This window comes from Tamlana sp. 2_MG-2023, assembly GCF_030548465.1.
Lineage (GTDB): Bacteria > Bacteroidota > Bacteroidia > Flavobacteriales > Flavobacteriaceae > Pseudotamlana.
This window is the reverse complement of record NZ_JAUOSF010000008.1, coordinates 43,543-61,091: the sequence shown is the minus strand read 5'-3', so window position 1 is coordinate 61,091 and position 17,549 is coordinate 43,543. Positions and strand designations below refer to the sequence as shown.

The following is a 17,549-nucleotide window of genomic DNA, read 5'->3' as shown; positions in this document are numbered from 1 at the left end:
TAATTGTTATGAAACAACTAATTTTTAAATATACATTTATAGCACTTGCCATTAGCTTTATGGTCTCGTGCGAGAATAACGAATTTCTTACTGAAGAAAATCCAAACTTCATTTCAACAGAAACATTTTGGACAAATCTTACAGAGACAGGTAATACTCTAAACGCAGCCTATGCTACATTGCATAGTAATGATTTACTTAACAAATTTGAAGAAATCCTGCGTTCTGATATGGCCTGGCCTGGTTATGGTCGCCCAAACCCAAGCAACACTGAAGAATTTTACTTACATACGTATACCGGTAGTTCAGATCCCGTATTAGGAAAATGGCAAAATGCCTACTTAGGTATATTTCGTGCAAATCAAGTTATTGAGGCCTTAGAGAATTTAGAGGTAACAGGTGATCGTGATTTAGAAGAATGGAATTCACAAATGGCACAAGCCCGTTTCTTGAGAGGCTTATTTCATTTTTATGTATATACTTCCTATAATGATGGTAGTATAGTTATTAGAGATGAAGTACCTAAGATAGAAGCCGATTTCAATAAAGCGCTTTCTTCAAAACAAGACGTTATTGAGTTTGTAAGAACCGATTTAGAGTTTGCTTATAAAAATCTGTATAGAAATGGTGAATACCCAAGTGATGACAAAGCGCGAGCAACATCTGGTGCCGCGGCCACTATTTTAGGTACAACCTATCTTTATGAATTGGATTATAATAACGCCATGGTATACTTTGATGATGTTATTAAAAATCATGGTTATCAGATAGAAACAGACCTTAGTAAAATGTTTACAACAGCAAATGGTGATTTTAATAGTGAATCCATTTTCGAAATTAATTTTTCTAAAGATCAAGTACGATATGACTTAGCGCCTTGGGAAGGTGAATCAGGAACCAATTGGGTAAACGTTAGAACCTCGCAAACTAAAGGTGCGGTAGCTCCAGCTTGGGCGGTACATGCTTATAAAACTGAACCTATGGACCCTTTAGATACTAGAAATTATTATGTGGATTATCAGGGTAATACGACTTTACGTCCAGTGCCATTAAGATGTTCTGCAATGGTGGCTGTAGTTGATGATAGCGAAACAGATTGGTACCTAGAGAAAACGTCTGAAAGTGGGCGTTTTGGAGGAAGAGACTGGGGGTATGGATGGTGGAAAATTTATGCAAACCATGATATCGTTCTTGGTGAAGGCGATTTACCTGGAGGTCAAGCTTATTCTTATAAAAATATTGTGCTAAATAGATTGTCTGATGTTTATTTAATGCAAGCAGAATGTAAAATTAAAACGGGAGCCACTGAAGAGGCGCTTGATTTGATTAATGAAATTCGTCAAAGATGGGGACTTGTCTCACTAGGTCAATCAGGAGGTGATACTTCTCATACTTATGATGGAGTTGCTTATACAGCAGATTCTTTAATGGAGCATTTAATGCGTGTTGAAAAACCTTTGGAAACTTCTATAGAAGGACACAATATTAGATTTCTCGATTTTCAAAGATGGAAAAAGTCTGATAATTACAGCTTTAAAAAGCGCTTAGGGGAACTAGCAAGTCAAACTTATTACGGTTTAAACTTTACATTTTATAGCTATGATACAAACGAGATGAAAACTAAATTTAATAATTCAAAAATCTACGTTGGTAGTGGTGCACCTTCTGAACCCCATATTGTGGTAGATTATGAGTTTAATGCCTCTTTTTTAAATTATGATGAAGAACGTCATGGCACGTACCCAATACCATTTGATGAAACAAGCTCTAATCCATCTATTAACTAATAAAACAATTATTATGAACAATATAAAATTAATACCATTTTTTATTGGCTTACTGTTTATAGTAAGTTGTGAAGATGAATATGCAGATTATACACCACCTCAAGATGATTTTGCAGATGTCTCTTGGCTAGTAGGATTAAATCCTAGCGTAGGTGTAGATGCTCAATTTTCTGTAAATCAGGACACAGGAATATCTTTCTTTAACTTGGCACAAGGTGCTGTAAGTTCGGAATGGATTATCACTGGAGAAGATAAGTTCTTAAAAGAAGGGTGGAATAACCAAGACTCTATTCCTCTTTTTATAGATGAAAGTGCTGGCTTAACTTCCTCAAAAGGAAAAGCACATATTATGTTAAGAAATAGTTTAAGTGATACAATTACCTTAATAAATAAATTCAAACAACCAGTTTCTTCCAACATGAGCGACGCGTATGAGGATTCTGTTCTTGAAAAGTCGTACGAGGAAGATGGGTTATTTGTTTATGAAACAAAATTTGTTTTCGATGTATATGCTTATTTAAATCCTGCATTTTCGGTGTTTCAAGATGGTAATGAGATACTAACCATTTCGGAAGACGATATGCCCAGTTTAGCAGATGAGGCCAATTGGCCGGTAGTTGAAGTAGAAGCAGGAAATGGTCTTACGATTGTTAACAACTCAACTGTGGGTAGACCAAATGGAGCCACATGGTTTTCGCCTAACGGAGTACCAGCACAAGCCGGTGCTTTTGATCAAGCTACTATCAAATTTTTTAAACAGGGAACGTTTAATGCAGGTAGATTTCGTTCGATGAGAGTGTCTCCGTTACCAGCTTCAAATTCAGAAAAACTGATTCCTCTGAAAGTAAAAGTTATCCAATCTTCGCAGCCCTTTACCTTTGATGGTGCTTTAGTAGAAGCTCAAAATGAAACAATTTCATTTAGAGTAAATGGTGAAATTGTGCCTTTTTCAGGTCAAGAAAACAGTTTTACTGTAAGCGTAAAGAACGGCAATGGTTTCAATCAAAATATTCCAGTGGCAAATGCCAAGGTAAGTGATGATAATCCTATTTTTATTGAATTAGAATTATCGCAACCTATTTATAATAGTGATGAAATTACGGTGTCTTATACTGGAACAGGAATAGAGTCATTAGATCAAAGAACTTTAGAACCTTTTGGCCCAGAGTTAGTAGCTATGAATTTTGGAAACAATGTGTTGCCATCAAATTCTTGGGGAAGTTTTGAGCTTGATGGCGGTGGTGTAAATAACGCCTACGCGTCCTCGAAATATTATATCCCACCAGGACAAGGTAATGACCAGTATGGTGACTTAATTTATGAACGTGTTACAACAAGATCATATACTGGTGGTGCAAGTATGCAATACAAATTACCAGATGTAAGTGCTATTCCTGTAGTTAACCTATTCGGTTTTGGTTTAGCAGACCCGAGCGGTTTGGCGGCAGGAACGTATAATGTATCTATGTGGGTATATGTTGAACCAGGCACAACCCTACAAGGGTTTAAAATGGAATTTGGAAACCCTATTTATGAATATGATGTATTATTTGATATTTCTTCAGTTGACAAAGGGAAATGGGTAAAAGTGGATGCTAATATCCCTTTAGTTATCGCTTCAGACTTGATAAGTGGAGATGCGAACAGTAGATCTACCTTACGTGTTCTAGATTCAGAAAATCCTGGTGTAACGGGGCCGCAATTAATGTATTTTGATGAATTATCATTAATAGCTGTAGAAGTTAGACCATAATTTAAATATAAAGAGGTGTAAAGCTTCCATAATTCTAAATTAGATCCTTAAGGAAATGATTATATGGAAGCTAATTGCCTTGCTGTGAAAGGCGAAGTATGTACACCGAAAAAATAAATATAAACACATGAAAAATATAAATAAAATAATAGGGCTGTTATTGCTAGTCGTTTCGATAGTGTCTTGCGAAGAAGAAAGCAAATTCCCAGAATCTAATATTGCACTAACACCAGTTTATAGTATTACTAATATTAGTAATGAATCGACTATTAAACAAATTAATGTTTATAAAGAGCAGCCACTTACCGTTGAGTTTTTGACAGATGTTAATTTACTAAGTTTTGAATCAACTGGTTATAACGATGCATCTACTGATACAGATTATGTAATTAGTTGGACGGTAGAAAAAGAGATAATCACAGAAGATAGTGATGGCAACGAAGTTGTTGAAAAATTTTCTGTTGAGCGCTTAGTGAATGCAAGTAAAATAGATGGTATTGGTACTATGGATGTTGTAATTAATTATGCCGATAATTCTACGGTTACTACATTGCATGATGTGACTGTACTTGAAGATGAAGTCTATAATTAACTATATATAATTAGAAATTAAAAGAGGCTGTCTGAAAAGACAGCCTTATTTTTTGTCTTTTTTCTACTCATTCATAAATTTAAGAATGAGTAGAAAAGTAGTTTTTAAGACCTATAAGCAAGACTAGTTAAGTCTTTTACCTCCCAATTATGATGATTTAGTTCCTGTTAATCATCCAGTTCGTGTTGTAATACGATTTCGACCATATTGACATTAGTGCTTTAGATAAAAGTTATAAAGGTGGTGGAACCTCAAGCTATCATCCACGAATGTTGCTTAAAGTTATTATCTATACTTTCTGACGTAATTTGTATTCTTCACGTAAAATAGAAGAGGCTTTAAATGAGAACTTCCATTTTATGTGGCTCAGGGGGCAAAATAAACCAGATCACAACATGATCAATGACTTTAGAGGAAAACGTTTACAAGGTCATTTAAAGAAAATTTTTCATCAAGTCGTTTTACTTTTAGTTGAACAAGGTGTTATTAGTTTAAAAGATATTTATGTAGAAGCGACTAAGATAGAAGCTAATGCTAATCGTTATACCTTTGTTTGGGACTAGTCAATATAAACAAGTAAAGAGCGTATTAAAAAGCAGTTGAATGAACTTGGTCTTATGTAGAAAAAGTATATAAAGACGAGCAATATATCCCAAATACATCAGATTTTGAAGCGATTGATGTAGATAAAATTGAAGTCACCATCAATCAAATTAATGATGCACTACAAAGAAAAGAGGTTGATAAAAAAGTAAAGCAAAAACTTAATTATGCTAAGAAAAATTGGCCAACAAACATGGCTAAATACCAAAAGCAGGAAGCTATATTAAAGGAAAGAAATAGTTACAGTAAAACAGGTCCTGAAGCCACTTTTATGAGAATGAAAGACGGCCATATACAAAACGGACAACTTAAACCTGGATATAATGTACAAGCTTCTACCAATAACCAATATCTAACCAATTACACCTTAGCTCAGACCACAGCAGATACCACCACGCTAAAAGATCAGCTAGCAGAGCATATTGAAGATTATGATGAAACACCACAAACATTAACCGCAGATGCAGGTTATGGTAGCGAAGAAAACTATACGAATTTAGAAGATAAAAAGATCACTAGTTTTGTAAAGTACAATTAGTTCCACAAATAACAACAAGACAAAAAGAAAGGAAAAATAAACACCTTTCATGCTCACCAGTTACACTATAATACAGAGACTGATACCTATTACTGCCCCATGGGGCAAGCCATGACAAAAATAGGTGTCTACAAAAGGAAAACAATAAATGGTTTTGAGCAAGAAATACATCGTTTCCAATCTCAAAACTGCCAAGGATGCCACTTAGTAGCCTCTGTCATAAATCTAAATACAATCGTATCATAGAACGTAATTACAACCTTATCCGCCTAAAATCACAAGCAAAACACGGCTTCTTAGTGCCCAAGGCATAGCTAAGAGAAAGTAACGATGCTGGGGTGTTGAGGCTGTTTTTGGTAATATCAAACATAACATGAACTTTAAACGGTTTATGTTAAGAGGGATTGAAAAAGTAAATGTAGAAATAGGACTAATTGCTATGGCACATAACCTTAAAAAGTACAGTTTAGTACTCTAAACAAACTTGACTAATATTAATCACCTTTTTTTAAATCAAAATTTAAAGAAAATCAGAAAGCAAAATATTTTACAAAAAGAAAATCGCCTAAAAATTGCTTTTTAGACGACCTCTTCGAACTAAATAAACTTAGTATAAACTAAACTATTCTTTTATGAATTTTTTTGTGGATACGTTACCATTATTTAAAGATAACTTTACAATATATATAGCGTTTTTCAATGAAGATACATCTAAGAAATCATTAACATCGCTAGCCTCTAAAACGATTCTTCCTAACGCATCAAGAACAGAGACTTTAGATATAGTTTCTTTTGTGTTGATAAATAATCTATCTTTTACTGGGTTAGGATACATTGAAAACTCAAAAGAATTTTTACTGCTAGTTGATAATAATGCATCATTCTTCGTAATAGACAGATGTCTTAAGTCTAAGCGACTTATCTCACTGGATGCAAAACCAAATCTTAATGCCCAGTTAAAAAAGTACGCTCCACTTCCAGTAAGTGCATTATATACTTCTGTCGAGATCCCTGAAGATACTGTAGATGTAGAAGAACCATTTGAGCCATTGATACTTGAAATTCTAGCAACTTTTGAAGAGGTGCCTTCATTAGTTCCAATGGTATACTCAATGACAACTTCGTATATATGTGCAGCATCTTCAGTTGTTAAAATTGCCGAGGCTTCATCAAAACCCGTTCCTACTCCATTATTTTTTAATGCAATCTGATTAGTAGACCCTTTGTTAACAACCATTACGCCTTCTCTATGTACGCCATTCCCATCTGCTCCTGAAGCCGGGGCATTTTGATCTAAAAGTCCTGTAAAGATCATGGCTTCATCGGCTTCTGTTCCATAAGACTGCCCAGAAAACCCATAATCAGTAACCGTTCTAATTGTAATAACGTCACCAGCTATTGCTGTAATAGGTTTACTATCAACAATAGCATAAGTGAAAAACGCTCCAGTATTAACAACATCTTCGCCACTAATGGTTTGAAAAGCCGACCATGTACTAACATTAGTAAAATTACCTGCATTCCAATCTGCATGGGCATTCAAATCTGCTTCAACAGCAGTAACGCCTGTATACGTTCCGTCAGAAAAATTGGGTTCAAAAATGGTTTCTTGAGCGGTTCCTATAGCTGTGAAAGCAATAGTAAACAAATAAAGTGTGTAAATTTTTTTCATAATAAAAAGTTTTATGTTAAGTGTTAGTTTAATATGTTGCTAATTTACAGTTGATTATCTTGATTAGGTTATTCGATTTTACCCCATACCTATCGTAGTTTATCTTGAATAATTGTTTGGCTGCTAATTGTGAAGATTATAAAACTTGGAGCGTAATAAGAGCTTATTTATAACCAATTTGAATTCTAGTTGATTCTATTTCTACATTGAATTAAATAGCTAAACACGGCTTCTTATTTTTTTAAGTAATGCCAATTATTGTTTTGTTAACTCTGAGTTTTTTTCGAGAAAGACACATAAAGTAGTAAAAGTTCTACGAGGCAGGTATATTAATGTTAATGTCGTTGATAAAATGTTATGAAATCATTACTTTCGTAAGTAATACGTCTTAATAACCTTATCCGCTGTTTTTTTCGGTTAAGTGTGTTTGTAAAAACACATCGATGTTACATTTAGGATGTAAGTTTTATAATTATGAATCGTCCATTTCTATGGTGCTATTCTTAAGTGAGTCATTCTCTAGAGAGTAACATGCTTAGGTGTTGAGTACTTACACTGTGTCTCAGTATAGGCTCTTTTAGGGATGAACAAAAAAATAGTTAGCCCCGTGAAATTAGTTTTAAAAAACCTAGAAGGCTTTACAAGCCAAAGAATAAATATTATTAAAAAGGAGATGCCTTGTTTGGATACGGCATGGCATTACCACTCGGAATATGAGCTTTTGTATATTTCAAAAAGTACAGGCATTCGTTTTGTGGGTGATGATGTGTCTCCATTTTCAGCAGGCGATTTAGTTTTAGTTGGTTCTTATTTACCACATTTATGGCGTAATGACGAAGTGTATTATGAAATGAAAGAGGATTTAATGGTGAAAACCATTGTAATGAAGTTTACAAAAAACTTTATGGGAGAAGGTACCTTTGATGTTCCAGAATTTACATCTATTAAAAATTTATTGGAGCAATCTAATTTTGGCGTTAGTTTTAATAATTCTATTGGGAAAACTCTGCATGATGATATCATGGGAATAAGCAACCTTTCTGAAGGTGAGCAGTCCATAAAATTAATGGATATTTTGTATAAATTATCACAATACGAAGATGATCAAAAAACCATATTATCTTCAACTGATATGCGGCAATTTACTAAAGATAGACCAGATCGTTTGGATAATGTTATTCGATATATTTCAGATAATTATAAAACAGAAATTTCTCTTAGTGATGTCGCAGATGTTGCCTGTATGACAACCAATTCATTTTGTAGGTTTTTCAAAAAAATGACAAACAAATCATTTACTGAATTCTTGAATGAAGTGCGTATACGAAACGCCTCTAGAATGCTTATCCAGGAAGATATACCTATTTCCGAAATTTGCTTTAGCGTTGGGTATAAATCGATTCCAAATTTCAATAAGCAATTTAAAAATATTATGGGCGATACCCCTAAAGCCTATAGATACAAGTTGTAAAGTTATTCTAGTTTTTTTTGATGCTTGCCATTTGGGTAATCTAGTAGGGTTATTGGGTAAGTTTTGGGATGGAAATTGTTTTCTTCTCGTGTTATTTTGCGTGATCAGTTGATAATAATTTTAGCTGGATGTAAAAAATACGAATTATGGATAGAATTAAACTTGTTGTATTGATTTGTTTGAGTATGCAATTAAGTGTTTTTGCTCAAGATCAACCTAACATTATTTTATTATTTGCAGATGATGCTGGATATGCAGATTTTGGATTCCAAGGAAGTAAAGATTTAAAAACTCCCAATCTTGATAATCTCGCAAAAGACGGCGTCATTTTTCAACAGGGTTATGTTACAGATGCCGTTTGTGGCCCTTCGCGAGCCGGTCTTTTAACAGGTAAATATCAACAACGTTTTGGGTATGAGGAAATAAATGTAGTAGGGTTTATGAGTGAAAACTCTGGTCTTAAAGGGGAAGATATGGGTTTGCCCTTAGATCAATTGACCATGGCAGATTATTTAAAAAAGCAAGGTTATAAAACCGCTTTATACGGCAAATGGCACCAGGGCGATGCCGACCGTTTTCATCCCATGAAAAGAGGTTTTGACGCGTTTTATGGTTTTAGGGGCGGTGATCGTAGTTATTGGGCTTATAAGGATGTGTTGGCCGAGAATCACAAGGATAAAATGATGGAAAGTGGATTTGGTGATTTTCAGGAACCAAATAGATATGCTACCGATATTTTTGCTGATAAAGCCATTGATTTTATTGAAAAAAACGAAAACAACCCCTTTTTTATAATGCTTTCGTTTAATGCGGTACATACACCTTTAGAATCAAAACCAGAAGACTTAGCTAAATTTCCTAATTTAAAAGGGAAGCGAAAAGAACTTGCCGCCATGACTTTAGCCTTGGATAGAGCTTGTGGTAATATCATTAAAAAATTAAAAGACTTAGGGTTATATGATAATACTATTATTGTTTTTACAAACGATAATGGAGGGCCGTCAGATAAAAATGCTTCTATCAACTTGCCCTTGAGTGGCACGAAATCAAATTTCTTAGAAGGAGGAATCCGTGTGCCTTTTACCATGAGTTGGCCAAAACAAATAAAGAAAAATTCAACCTACAACTATCCAATCAGTACTTTTGATTTGTTACCAACTTTTTATGCCGCTGCAGGCGGAGATGTAAGCGAATTAAAAGATATTGATGGAGTTAATGTATTACCTTTTATAAAAGGAGAAAACAAGAACAGACCCCATCAAAAACTTTTTTGGAAAAAGGAAAATCGCGCTGCCTATAGAGATGGCGATTGGAAGCTGATTCGTTTTCCCGACAGGCCAGCTATGCTTTTTGATATTTCTAAAGATACAGCTGAATTACATAATCTCGCCAATGAATACCCAGAGATCGTAAAAACCATGTACAAAGAGCTTTTTGAATGGGAACTTACCTTAGAAAGACCACTATGGTTATTAAAAAGAGAGTATGAAAAGTACGATATTGATAGGATGGACAAATACTGGGACCTTAAATCCGAATAAATCCGCTTGAATTTGTAAGAATTTAAGCATTATACATAAAATTATAAGGTAATATTATGTATGAAAGAGGTAAATTATGCCTAAATAAAATTCGGAATTTTTTCTTTTTTTGTATACCCCAATATGTTTTGAAGGAGCAAAGTGCCTTCAATATAAAAAAAGATAACGATTATGGATTATAAATTTAGTCACATTGGAATCCCTACAACCGAAGAAAAAAAATGGGATGGTTATTGTGCGTCTAGAAATTTCCACTACACGGATTTTTCTAAAGACGAATATAAAGTGGAATGGGTGAAGTTCGATGAAAATAGTGATGCTCATGTTATGGTAAAAACATTCCCCCATGTATCATATTTTGTAGATGAAATCGAAGATGCTATAAAAGGGAAAGAACTTTTAGGAGATATATTTTCTCTAGCTGAAGGTATACGTGTAGTTTATGTAAATCAGTTGGGTTTTCCAGTGGAGTTTTTAGAAATTTCTGAATAGTATAAAGTAGAATAAAATAATTTTAATAAAAGAGAATGCAACCAGTTACACAACAGGCCATGCCTGAAAATATGATTAAAAAAATTGACGATTCAGGCGTAATTGCTGTATTAGTGATAGATGAACTTAAGCATGCCGTTCCGTTAGCAAATGCTTTACTTAAAGGCGGGGTTGATTCTATTGAATTAACACTTAGAACCCCTGTAGCCATTGATGCTGCTAAAGCGATAAAAAAGGAAGTGCCTGAAATAACGCTAGGCTTTGGAACTGTGCTCACCACGGATCAGGTGAAGGCTGTTGTAGATTTGGGTGCAGACTTTGCTGTAGCGCCAGGGTGTAATCCAAAAGTAATTGCTGAAGCAAGAAAACAAGGCTTGCCTTTCGCGCCAGGAATCATGACACCTACAGACATTGAAATGGCATTAGAAGAAGGGTGTCGTGTATTAAAATATTTCCCTGCCGAAACTTCTGGTGGTATGGAAAATTTAAAAAGTATGGTGGCGCCTTATCAGTATCTAGGGCTCAAGTTTATTCCGTTAGGCGGATTAAATATAAATAATGCAAGTACCTATTTAGAGTCATCATTAATAACAGCAATAGGCGGTTCATGGATTGCAAAAAGCGATCTTATTCATGCTGAAAATTGGAGTGAAATAACTAAGAACGCTCAAGAAATAAGAGATTTAATAACAAGTATACGATCTAAATAATATAAAAATGAATATAGTAGTAACCTTTGGAGAAATAATGGCAAGAATTGCAGCTCCAGATAATTTAAGATTAAGACAAACCCGTCAATTTGATGTTACCTATGCAGGAGCAGAAGGGAGTGTGGCTGCTTCAATTTGTAATTTTGGAGGTAAAGCACGTTATGTCACAGCATTGCCGAAGCACGCTTTGGCAGAAGCTACTATAGATGCAGTTAGAGCAGTTGGTGTAGATACCCAATATGTTTTACGTACAGATAAGGGGCGTTTAGGACTCTATTTTTTAGAAACTGGTGCTAATCAAAGGCCAAGTAATGTCATATATGATCGTGCTGATTCCGCGATAGCGATTACGCCAGCGGAGTCTTATAACTGGGATGCCATTTTTAAAGGCGCTAGCTGGTTACACTTGAGTGGTATTACCCCAGCACTTTCTAAAAATGCTGCAAACGCAACATTGGTTGCTGCTCAAAATGCAAAAAAAGCAGGCGCTTCGGTGTCCATTGACTTAAATTTTAGAGGAAAACTTTGGGATTGGGATGACTCAAAATCGGCTCGTGAATTGGCACAAGAAACCATGCGCGAAATTTTACCTTTCGTTGATGTGGTTATTGGAAATGAAGAAGATTGTCACGATGTTTTGGGTATCAAAGCTGGTGATACTGATGTGCATGCTGGAAAATTAGATACGTCTCGCTACCCAGATGTCGCGCGTCAGGTTGTTAAGCAATTTCCTAATGTGAGCAAGGTAGCCATAACATTACGTGAAAGCTATTCAGCATCTCATAATAATTGGGGAGCAATGCTTTATGATGCTAAATCGGACAAACCGTTTTTTGCACCCCTAGACGGTGAGGGTAATTATGAATCCTACAAAATTAAAAATATTGTTGATAGAGTAGGTGGAGGCGATTCGTTTGCTGGGGGTTTAATATTTGCTTTAACTACTTCTGAATTATCTGAACCTCAAACAGCTGTTAAGTATGCTGTAGCAGCGTCTTGTTTAAAACACTCTATTAAAGGTGATTTTAATTTTTCAACACGTACTGAGGTTGAAGCGCTTATGGGTGGTTCTGGTTCTGGACGAGTAATACGATAGAAAATGATAGATATAAAATTAAATTACAAGTGGATTTACATTAGTACAGCCGTTTTTTTTATGGCATTTACAGGTTGCTCTAGCAGTGATTCTGATGAGCTTGAAATACAGGATGATGTTGAGGTAAAGGATGAAGTTGAAGTTGAAGTAGAGGAGGAAACAACACCTCCAGACAATACTCCAAACGATAGTTACCCATTGTCTGACCAGTCAAATTCAGGAAATTGGATTTTGAATAATGAAGTTAGTGATGAGTTTCAAGCGGATTCTTTAGATGAAGAAAAATGGCTTATTCAAGGTAGAGATGGCGTCTATCAATCTAATTTTGTAGGACGTCCGCCATCTCAATTTTCAACCGATAATGTGCGTTTGGAAGAAGGTAAATTGAAAATTCAAACCAGATGGGAGCCTGATTACAATTTTAATCCAAAAGTGCATCCCAGTACTGGAGAAGCTTTTGAAAATATTACAACGGCAGCAGTTATTACGAAAAAGTTATTTCAGTATGGCTATATGGAAATAAAATGTAAATCTGCAAAAGCACAAATTACTAGTTCATTTTGGACAACAGGTAATAAGTCTGAACTTGACATGTTTGAAATGTTTGGAGGACACAAAACAAGTGGTTCTTGGAGAAAGCGATTGAAATTTAATATGATAAGTTGGGATCCTGATAATTACTATTATTTACCTGACGGAAAAGGCCCAGCATATTCAGACAATATTCAAGTTGAACATAATACGGCAGATGATTTTCATGTGTATGGCTTTGAATGGACTTCTGAATATATTAAAATTTATGTAGACGGAGAACTGCACCCAGACGGAACAATTTTAAAATCAACATTAGGTGAAGAAAAATGGGTTACAGATGTGCCATATAGAATATGGTTTGATTCTGAAACGTTCCCTTGGTTAGGCATTCCCGAAGAAGCTGATTTGCCGGTTGATTATGAAATTGAGTATATAAGAGTTTGGCAAAAAAGCTAAAACATTAAATGAATAAATTTATAAGCATGGCTTTAATAAAGAAAACAACAATTTTATTGACACTGTTTTTTGTTTTTGGACTATATTTTAACTGCAAAAGTAAAGATGTATCTAAATCAAAGAATAACGAAATTCATTCTGTCCTTCCTTTTTCCGATCCTTCTAACGCCGGAAATTGGAAACTTAATACGGAAGTAAGTGATGAATTTGATGCGGCTACGATTGACGAAAATAAATGGTACATAGTTGGTAAGTTTGAAAATGGAGCACCGTTTTATAAGCATCCAGATAAACCAAATAAAAAGGTTTGGACGGGTCGTGCGCCATCGCAGTTTTCTGGTCGTAATTACAGATTAGAGCAAGGTAAACTGATTCTTGAAACACGATGGGAACCCGATTTTCCTTTCATAAAAGAGGTTAGAAAACCTGTGTTTGGAGAGGCATTGCCTTATGAAAATATTACCACAGCATGTTTTATTGGTCGTAAGGAATTCAAATACGGTTATATTGAAATTAAAAGTAAAGCTGCAGACGCCCCTGTTTCTAGTGCATTTTGGGCTATGGGAGACATGCTTGAATTCGATTTTTTTGAATTATATGGTGGTACGATAAACCCAAACAAAAAACATTTAGACAGTCAGTTATGGTGGTCAATAAGAGATTGGAACAAACCCGTTGGTGGAAAACCTACTTATACTGAACGAAAAGATGTTGGATTTAGAGTGGCAGACGATTTTCATATTTGGGGTATTGAATGGGACGAAAAAGGTGTGAAATATTTTATTGATGGTAAACTGTTTTCGCAAGTTTCTAATGATGAAGTAACCGCTTGGGCCAAAGAAAACAGAAAAAAAGTGTCTTTGCCGGATGATTATAATGGTTATGTGGCTACCAAACCCATAAGTCTTTGGTTGGATCAAGAAACTTTTCCTTGGAACGATATCCCAAAAACAAAAGCTGAACTGGAAGCTAATAGTCCAGTTGGGCAAAAGGAAGATGGAGTGGTAGATTTTGAAATCGAGTATGTAAGAGTTTGGCAAAAAGTCAAATAAAAATGTGCTGATAAAAAAACGAAATATTTTATTAACATTAAAAATTTTAAATTATGAAACGTGTTATTTTAGGAATTTTATTTTTACTTACCATAACTGTAACCTTCGGTCAGAGTAAATGGGACCAAAAAAAGATTGACTATTTTGTAGATGAAGCCGTGAAAGAATTCCATTTGGATAAGAATCAACAAAATGAACTTTTTAAGGAACGCACAAATTACATTCTTGACTATAAGGCAGTTAGCAAAAAAGCGAAAGCAGGAGAAATCACAGGAGAAGAGAAAAAAGCTCAGCTTAATGAGTACAACAAAAATTTTGTTGAAACCTTAAAAACAATTTCAGGAGAGGATAACGTTCAACCATTTTTGGCACGAATGCGAGACGAACTGAAAAAGGTTTAGTGTCAGAAAATTTTAATATCGATTTTGGTATTAAAAAAGAAATCGTCTAAAAAGTTAGGTTTTTAGACGATTTCTTTGTTTTCTAATTTACGGTAATAAGGTAATATTGGTTATTTTGTAGGTAAATAAAGAAGGCTTTAAGTACCGGTCAAGAGGTATCTTAGACAAGAAAATTAGGGTTCAATTATGTTATATAATTGGTGTCAATTTAAAAATAAAAAATTAAATCATATAAAATGGTAATTGAGAAAATAGAAACCTTTATACTTAAAGATAAACTATCAAAAAGCTTTTTCTTTTCCCAGTGGGAATATTCAGAACGTTGTATTTGTGTTGTTAAAGTGACAGCTTCAGATGGTACCTATGGCTGGGGAGAAGGCTATGGTCCTGCAACGGTTCTAGAAGCAGGAATTAAACTTTTAGCACCTTTTGTAATAGGCGAAAATGCCTTGCAAAATGAGGTGGTATGGAACAAAATGTATCGTAAAACATTAGATTTTGCTAGAAGAGGTATTTTGGTAGCTTCAATGAGTGCTATTGATATCGCTATTTGGGATTTAAAAGGAAAAATTTTAGGCTTACCTGTTTCAACTTTATTGGGAGGTGCACACAGAAATAGGGTGCAACCTTATGCGACTGGTCTGTATTTTACAGATCATAGTAACCCTTCAAAAGATTTTGAGGAAGAAGCAAAATTATATATTTCTCAAGGGTTTAAAGCTATGAAAATGAAAGTTGGATTAGGTATTAAAGCTGATGTTGAGAATGTTGCTAAAATGCGAAATGTTATCGGTCCAGACATAAAATTAATGGTAGATTCTAATCATGCTTACACTTTAAGAGAAGCAACAGAATTGGCTAGAAAAATAGAGCAATATGATATTGGTTGGTTTGAAGAACCACTATCCCCAGAGTTTTATGAGCAATATAGTGAGTTAAGGCAGAAAACCTCAATTCCAATCTCTGGAGGAGAATGTGAATACTTAAGATTTGGGTTTCAACAATTGATTCAAAATAAATCGGTAGATATTATTCAACCAGATATTTGTGCGAGTGGTGGATTAACCGAGGCAAAGCGTATTTCTGCTATTGCCAGTGCTAATGGTGTAGATATTGTTCCACATACATGGGGGACCTCTATAGGTATTCATGTAGCCCTTCATTTCATATCAAATATAGAATCTGTTCCAGGGCGTATGTATCAACCAGACTTCTTAATGGAGTATGACCAAACAGAAAATGGTTTGAGAGAAAAACTTACCTTTCCTTCAATTGAAATGAAAGATGGTTTTATTGCGGTTCCAGACAGACCGGGTCTTGGAATTGATGTGAATGAGGATGTACTGAAAGAATTCTCAGAAAAATAATTAAAATTATTATTAAAAAATAAACGAATGAATACTGAAAATTTCGGATATAAAAAATTATATATAGATGGTGAGCTGGTAGACGCCGTTAGCGGTGAAAGAGGTGATGTTATTTGTCCAGCAACAGGTGAAGTTATTGCACAAGTTGCAAGGGCAGGAAAGGAAGATGCAGAAAAAGCCTTGAAATCTTCGCAAAAAGGATTCAAATATTGGTCTAAATTATCTTTGACAGAGCGTACCCAATGGATGAACAAATTGCGTCTAGCTATTTTGGAAAAAGAGCATGAACTTAAAACGGCTATGGTTCATGAAATGGGAAAAACCTATGCAGGTGCTCAAGAAGATATAGATAGGTTAACCGAGGCACTAGAGTGGTATCCAGCTGCGATGCAAAACATGAGAGAAGAACAAATTCCTGATTATGATAATTCTCATACGCATAAAATGATAGCCAAACCAGCAGGTGTTGCCGTGGCTTATTTAGCCTGGAATTTTCCATTACTTAATGTGGGTTATAAAATTGGACCTGCGCTTGCAGCAGGTTGCTCACTAATTATTAAGCCTTCTGACATGTCGCCATTATCTGCATATATGGTTGGCGAGATTATGCATAGTATTAATTTTCCAGCAGGCGTGGTGAATATTATATCAGGCCCAAGCAGTGAAGTAGCAACAACGATGACTAAAAGCCATATTCCAGCTGTTATAACGATGATTGGTTCAACGCAAACAGGTTTGCGTGTTATTGCTGATAGTACGACTTCTATTAAAAAATTCGGATTGGAATTAGGTGGAAATGCCCCTTTTATTGTTTTTGAAGATGCCGATTTTGACAAAGCTTTAGACCTAGGTATAGCCCTTAGATATGGAAATTCTGGACAGGTTTGTGTTGCTGCAAATCGAATATTTGTTCATAAAAGTATCTATGATAAATACGTTAAAGCCTATGCTAAAAGAGCGTCTGAAATTAAACTCGGATTTGGAGTAAAAGAAAATGCAGAGGTGTTTATGGGGCCAGTTGTGAGTAAAAAAGATAGAGATAGAATGTTTGATTTGGTTGAAGACGCGGTGAGTAAAGGCGCTACTTTAGAATATGGCGGAAAAATACCGGAGGGTTTCCCTGAAGGAGGAAACTGGATTGAACCAACAGTAGTCTCAGGTGTCACTACAGACATGAAACTATTTACTCAAGAAACTTTTGGACCGGTAGCTGGTATCATGCCATTTGAAACAGACGATGAAGTTCTGGAATTGGCTAATGATACGGAATTTGGATTAGCATCTTATATCTTTACTAACGACCATAAGAGAATTGAACGATTTACTGAAGACTTAGAATTTGGTGAAATTCAAATTAATGGTGTGAAATATGCTATTTATTTACCTCATGGCGGTTATAAAAATAGTGGTATAGGTCACGATTGTTCACATTTAGCACTAGAGGATTATTTAGTAAAAAAACGTGTTTCTACAGCTATTTAATT

At 35.0% G+C, this 17,549-nt stretch carries 14 protein-coding genes and 1 pseudogene; 14 read left to right on the top strand and 1 reads right to left on the bottom strand.

The features are described from left to right. The first annotated feature begins 8 nt into the window (after window positions 1-8). The 4 genes and pseudogenes from Q4566_RS13575 to Q4566_RS13560 form a co-directional block, all read left to right on the top strand. Window positions 9-1,787: a RagB/SusD family nutrient uptake outer membrane protein gene (locus Q4566_RS13575; protein WP_303422160.1), complete on the top strand. Its 1,779-nt coding sequence runs from the start codon at window positions 9-11 to the stop codon at window positions 1,785-1,787. A 13-nt stretch (window positions 1,788-1,800) separates the two neighbouring features. Continuing rightward, window positions 1,801-3,540, top strand: a complete 1,740-nt coding sequence (locus Q4566_RS13570) for a hypothetical protein (RefSeq protein ID WP_303422157.1) — start codon at window positions 1,801-1,803, stop codon at window positions 3,538-3,540. 160 nt (window positions 3,541-3,700) lie between these two features. Further along, the gene (locus tag Q4566_RS13565; protein WP_303422155.1) at window positions 3,701-4,132 is read left to right on the top strand and encodes a hypothetical protein; all 432 of its coding nucleotides are present in this window, start codon (window positions 3,701-3,703) and stop codon (window positions 4,130-4,132) included. A gap of 133 nt (window positions 4,133-4,265) precedes the next feature. Beyond that, window positions 4,266-5,751: pseudogene (locus Q4566_RS13560) on the top strand (IS1182 family transposase); the annotation flags it as partial. A gap of 144 nt (window positions 5,752-5,895) precedes the next feature. Here the strand turns inward: Q4566_RS13560 and Q4566_RS13555 are convergent. Next, window positions 5,896-6,945 (bottom strand): T9SS type A sorting domain-containing protein, encoded by a 1,050-nt coding sequence (locus Q4566_RS13555; protein ID WP_303422153.1) that lies wholly within the window; start codon window positions 6,943-6,945, stop codon window positions 5,896-5,898. 607 nt (window positions 6,946-7,552) lie between these two features. Between Q4566_RS13555 and Q4566_RS13550 the strand changes: the two genes are divergently transcribed. The 10 genes from Q4566_RS13550 to Q4566_RS13505 all read left to right on the top strand — a co-directional run bounded on the left by Q4566_RS13550 (window position 7,553) and on the right by Q4566_RS13505 (window position 17,547). Continuing rightward, window positions 7,553-8,416 (top strand): AraC family transcriptional regulator, encoded by an 864-nt coding sequence (locus Q4566_RS13550; RefSeq protein ID WP_303422150.1) that lies wholly within the window; start codon window positions 7,553-7,555, stop codon window positions 8,414-8,416. Between the two features lie 146 nt (window positions 8,417-8,562). Next, entirely contained in the window at window positions 8,563-9,957 is a 1,395-nt protein-coding gene (locus Q4566_RS13545) for a sulfatase-like hydrolase/transferase (protein ID WP_303422147.1), read from the top strand. A gap of 171 nt (window positions 9,958-10,128) precedes the next feature. After that, window positions 10,129-10,449 (top strand): hypothetical protein, encoded by a 321-nt coding sequence (locus Q4566_RS13540; protein ID WP_303422144.1) that lies wholly within the window; start codon window positions 10,129-10,131, stop codon window positions 10,447-10,449. Window positions 10,450-10,484: 35 nt separating this feature from the next. Further along, window positions 10,485-11,159 (top strand): bifunctional 4-hydroxy-2-oxoglutarate aldolase/2-dehydro-3-deoxy-phosphogluconate aldolase, encoded by a 675-nt coding sequence (locus tag Q4566_RS13535; RefSeq protein ID WP_303422141.1) that lies wholly within the window; start codon window positions 10,485-10,487, stop codon window positions 11,157-11,159. A gap of 7 nt (window positions 11,160-11,166) precedes the next feature. Further along, window positions 11,167-12,255 carry a sugar kinase gene (locus Q4566_RS13530; protein WP_303422138.1) on the top strand — a complete coding sequence of 363 codons (1,089 nt, stop codon included), beginning with the start codon at window positions 11,167-11,169 and terminating at the stop codon, window positions 12,253-12,255. Window positions 12,256-12,258: 3 nt separating this feature from the next. Continuing rightward, on the top strand, window positions 12,259-13,245 hold the full coding sequence (locus Q4566_RS13525) for a family 16 glycosylhydrolase (RefSeq protein ID WP_303422135.1): 987 nt from the start codon (window positions 12,259-12,261) through the stop codon (window positions 13,243-13,245). 8 nt (window positions 13,246-13,253) lie between these two features. Beyond that, complete coding sequence (locus tag Q4566_RS13520; RefSeq protein WP_303422132.1) at window positions 13,254-14,297, top strand: family 16 glycosylhydrolase; 1,044 nt, start codon at window positions 13,254-13,256, stop codon at window positions 14,295-14,297. A gap of 53 nt (window positions 14,298-14,350) precedes the next feature. Then, the gene (locus Q4566_RS13515) at window positions 14,351-14,698 is read left to right on the top strand and encodes a hypothetical protein (RefSeq protein WP_303422129.1); all 348 of its coding nucleotides are present in this window, start codon (window positions 14,351-14,353) and stop codon (window positions 14,696-14,698) included. A 236-nt stretch (window positions 14,699-14,934) separates the two neighbouring features. Then, window positions 14,935-16,065: a mandelate racemase/muconate lactonizing enzyme family protein gene (locus tag Q4566_RS13510; RefSeq protein WP_216067774.1), complete on the top strand. Its 1,131-nt coding sequence runs from the start codon at window positions 14,935-14,937 to the stop codon at window positions 16,063-16,065. Window positions 16,066-16,092: 27 nt separating this feature from the next. After that, complete coding sequence (locus Q4566_RS13505) at window positions 16,093-17,547, top strand: NAD-dependent succinate-semialdehyde dehydrogenase (RefSeq protein ID WP_303422123.1); 1,455 nt, start codon at window positions 16,093-16,095, stop codon at window positions 17,545-17,547. The last annotated feature ends 2 nt before the right edge of the window (window positions 17,548-17,549 follow it).

Coding starts and splice junctions, on each gene's coding strand:
- Q4566_RS13505 (WP_303422123.1), top strand. CDS start 16,093: ATGAATACTGAAAATTTCGGATATAAAAAATTATATATAGATGGTGAG.
- Q4566_RS13575 (WP_303422160.1), top strand. CDS start 9: ATGAAACAACTAATTTTTAAATATACATTTATAGCACTTGCCATTAGC.
- Q4566_RS13515 (WP_303422129.1), top strand. CDS start 14,351: ATGAAACGTGTTATTTTAGGAATTTTATTTTTACTTACCATAACTGTA.
- Q4566_RS13570 (WP_303422157.1), top strand. CDS start 1,801: ATGAACAATATAAAATTAATACCATTTTTTATTGGCTTACTGTTTATA.
- Q4566_RS13545 (WP_303422147.1), top strand. CDS start 8,563: ATGGATAGAATTAAACTTGTTGTATTGATTTGTTTGAGTATGCAATTA.
- Q4566_RS13555 (WP_303422153.1), bottom strand. CDS start 6,945: ATGAAAAAAATTTACACACTTTATTTGTTTACTATTGCTTTCACAGCT.
- Q4566_RS13525 (WP_303422135.1), top strand. CDS start 12,259: ATGATAGATATAAAATTAAATTACAAGTGGATTTACATTAGTACAGCC.
- Q4566_RS13520 (WP_303422132.1), top strand. CDS start 13,254: ATGAATAAATTTATAAGCATGGCTTTAATAAAGAAAACAACAATTTTA.
- Q4566_RS13535 (WP_303422141.1), top strand. CDS start 10,485: ATGCAACCAGTTACACAACAGGCCATGCCTGAAAATATGATTAAAAAA.
- Q4566_RS13530 (WP_303422138.1), top strand. CDS start 11,167: ATGAATATAGTAGTAACCTTTGGAGAAATAATGGCAAGAATTGCAGCT.
- Q4566_RS13510 (WP_216067774.1), top strand. CDS start 14,935: ATGGTAATTGAGAAAATAGAAACCTTTATACTTAAAGATAAACTATCA.
- Q4566_RS13540 (WP_303422144.1), top strand. CDS start 10,129: ATGGATTATAAATTTAGTCACATTGGAATCCCTACAACCGAAGAAAAA.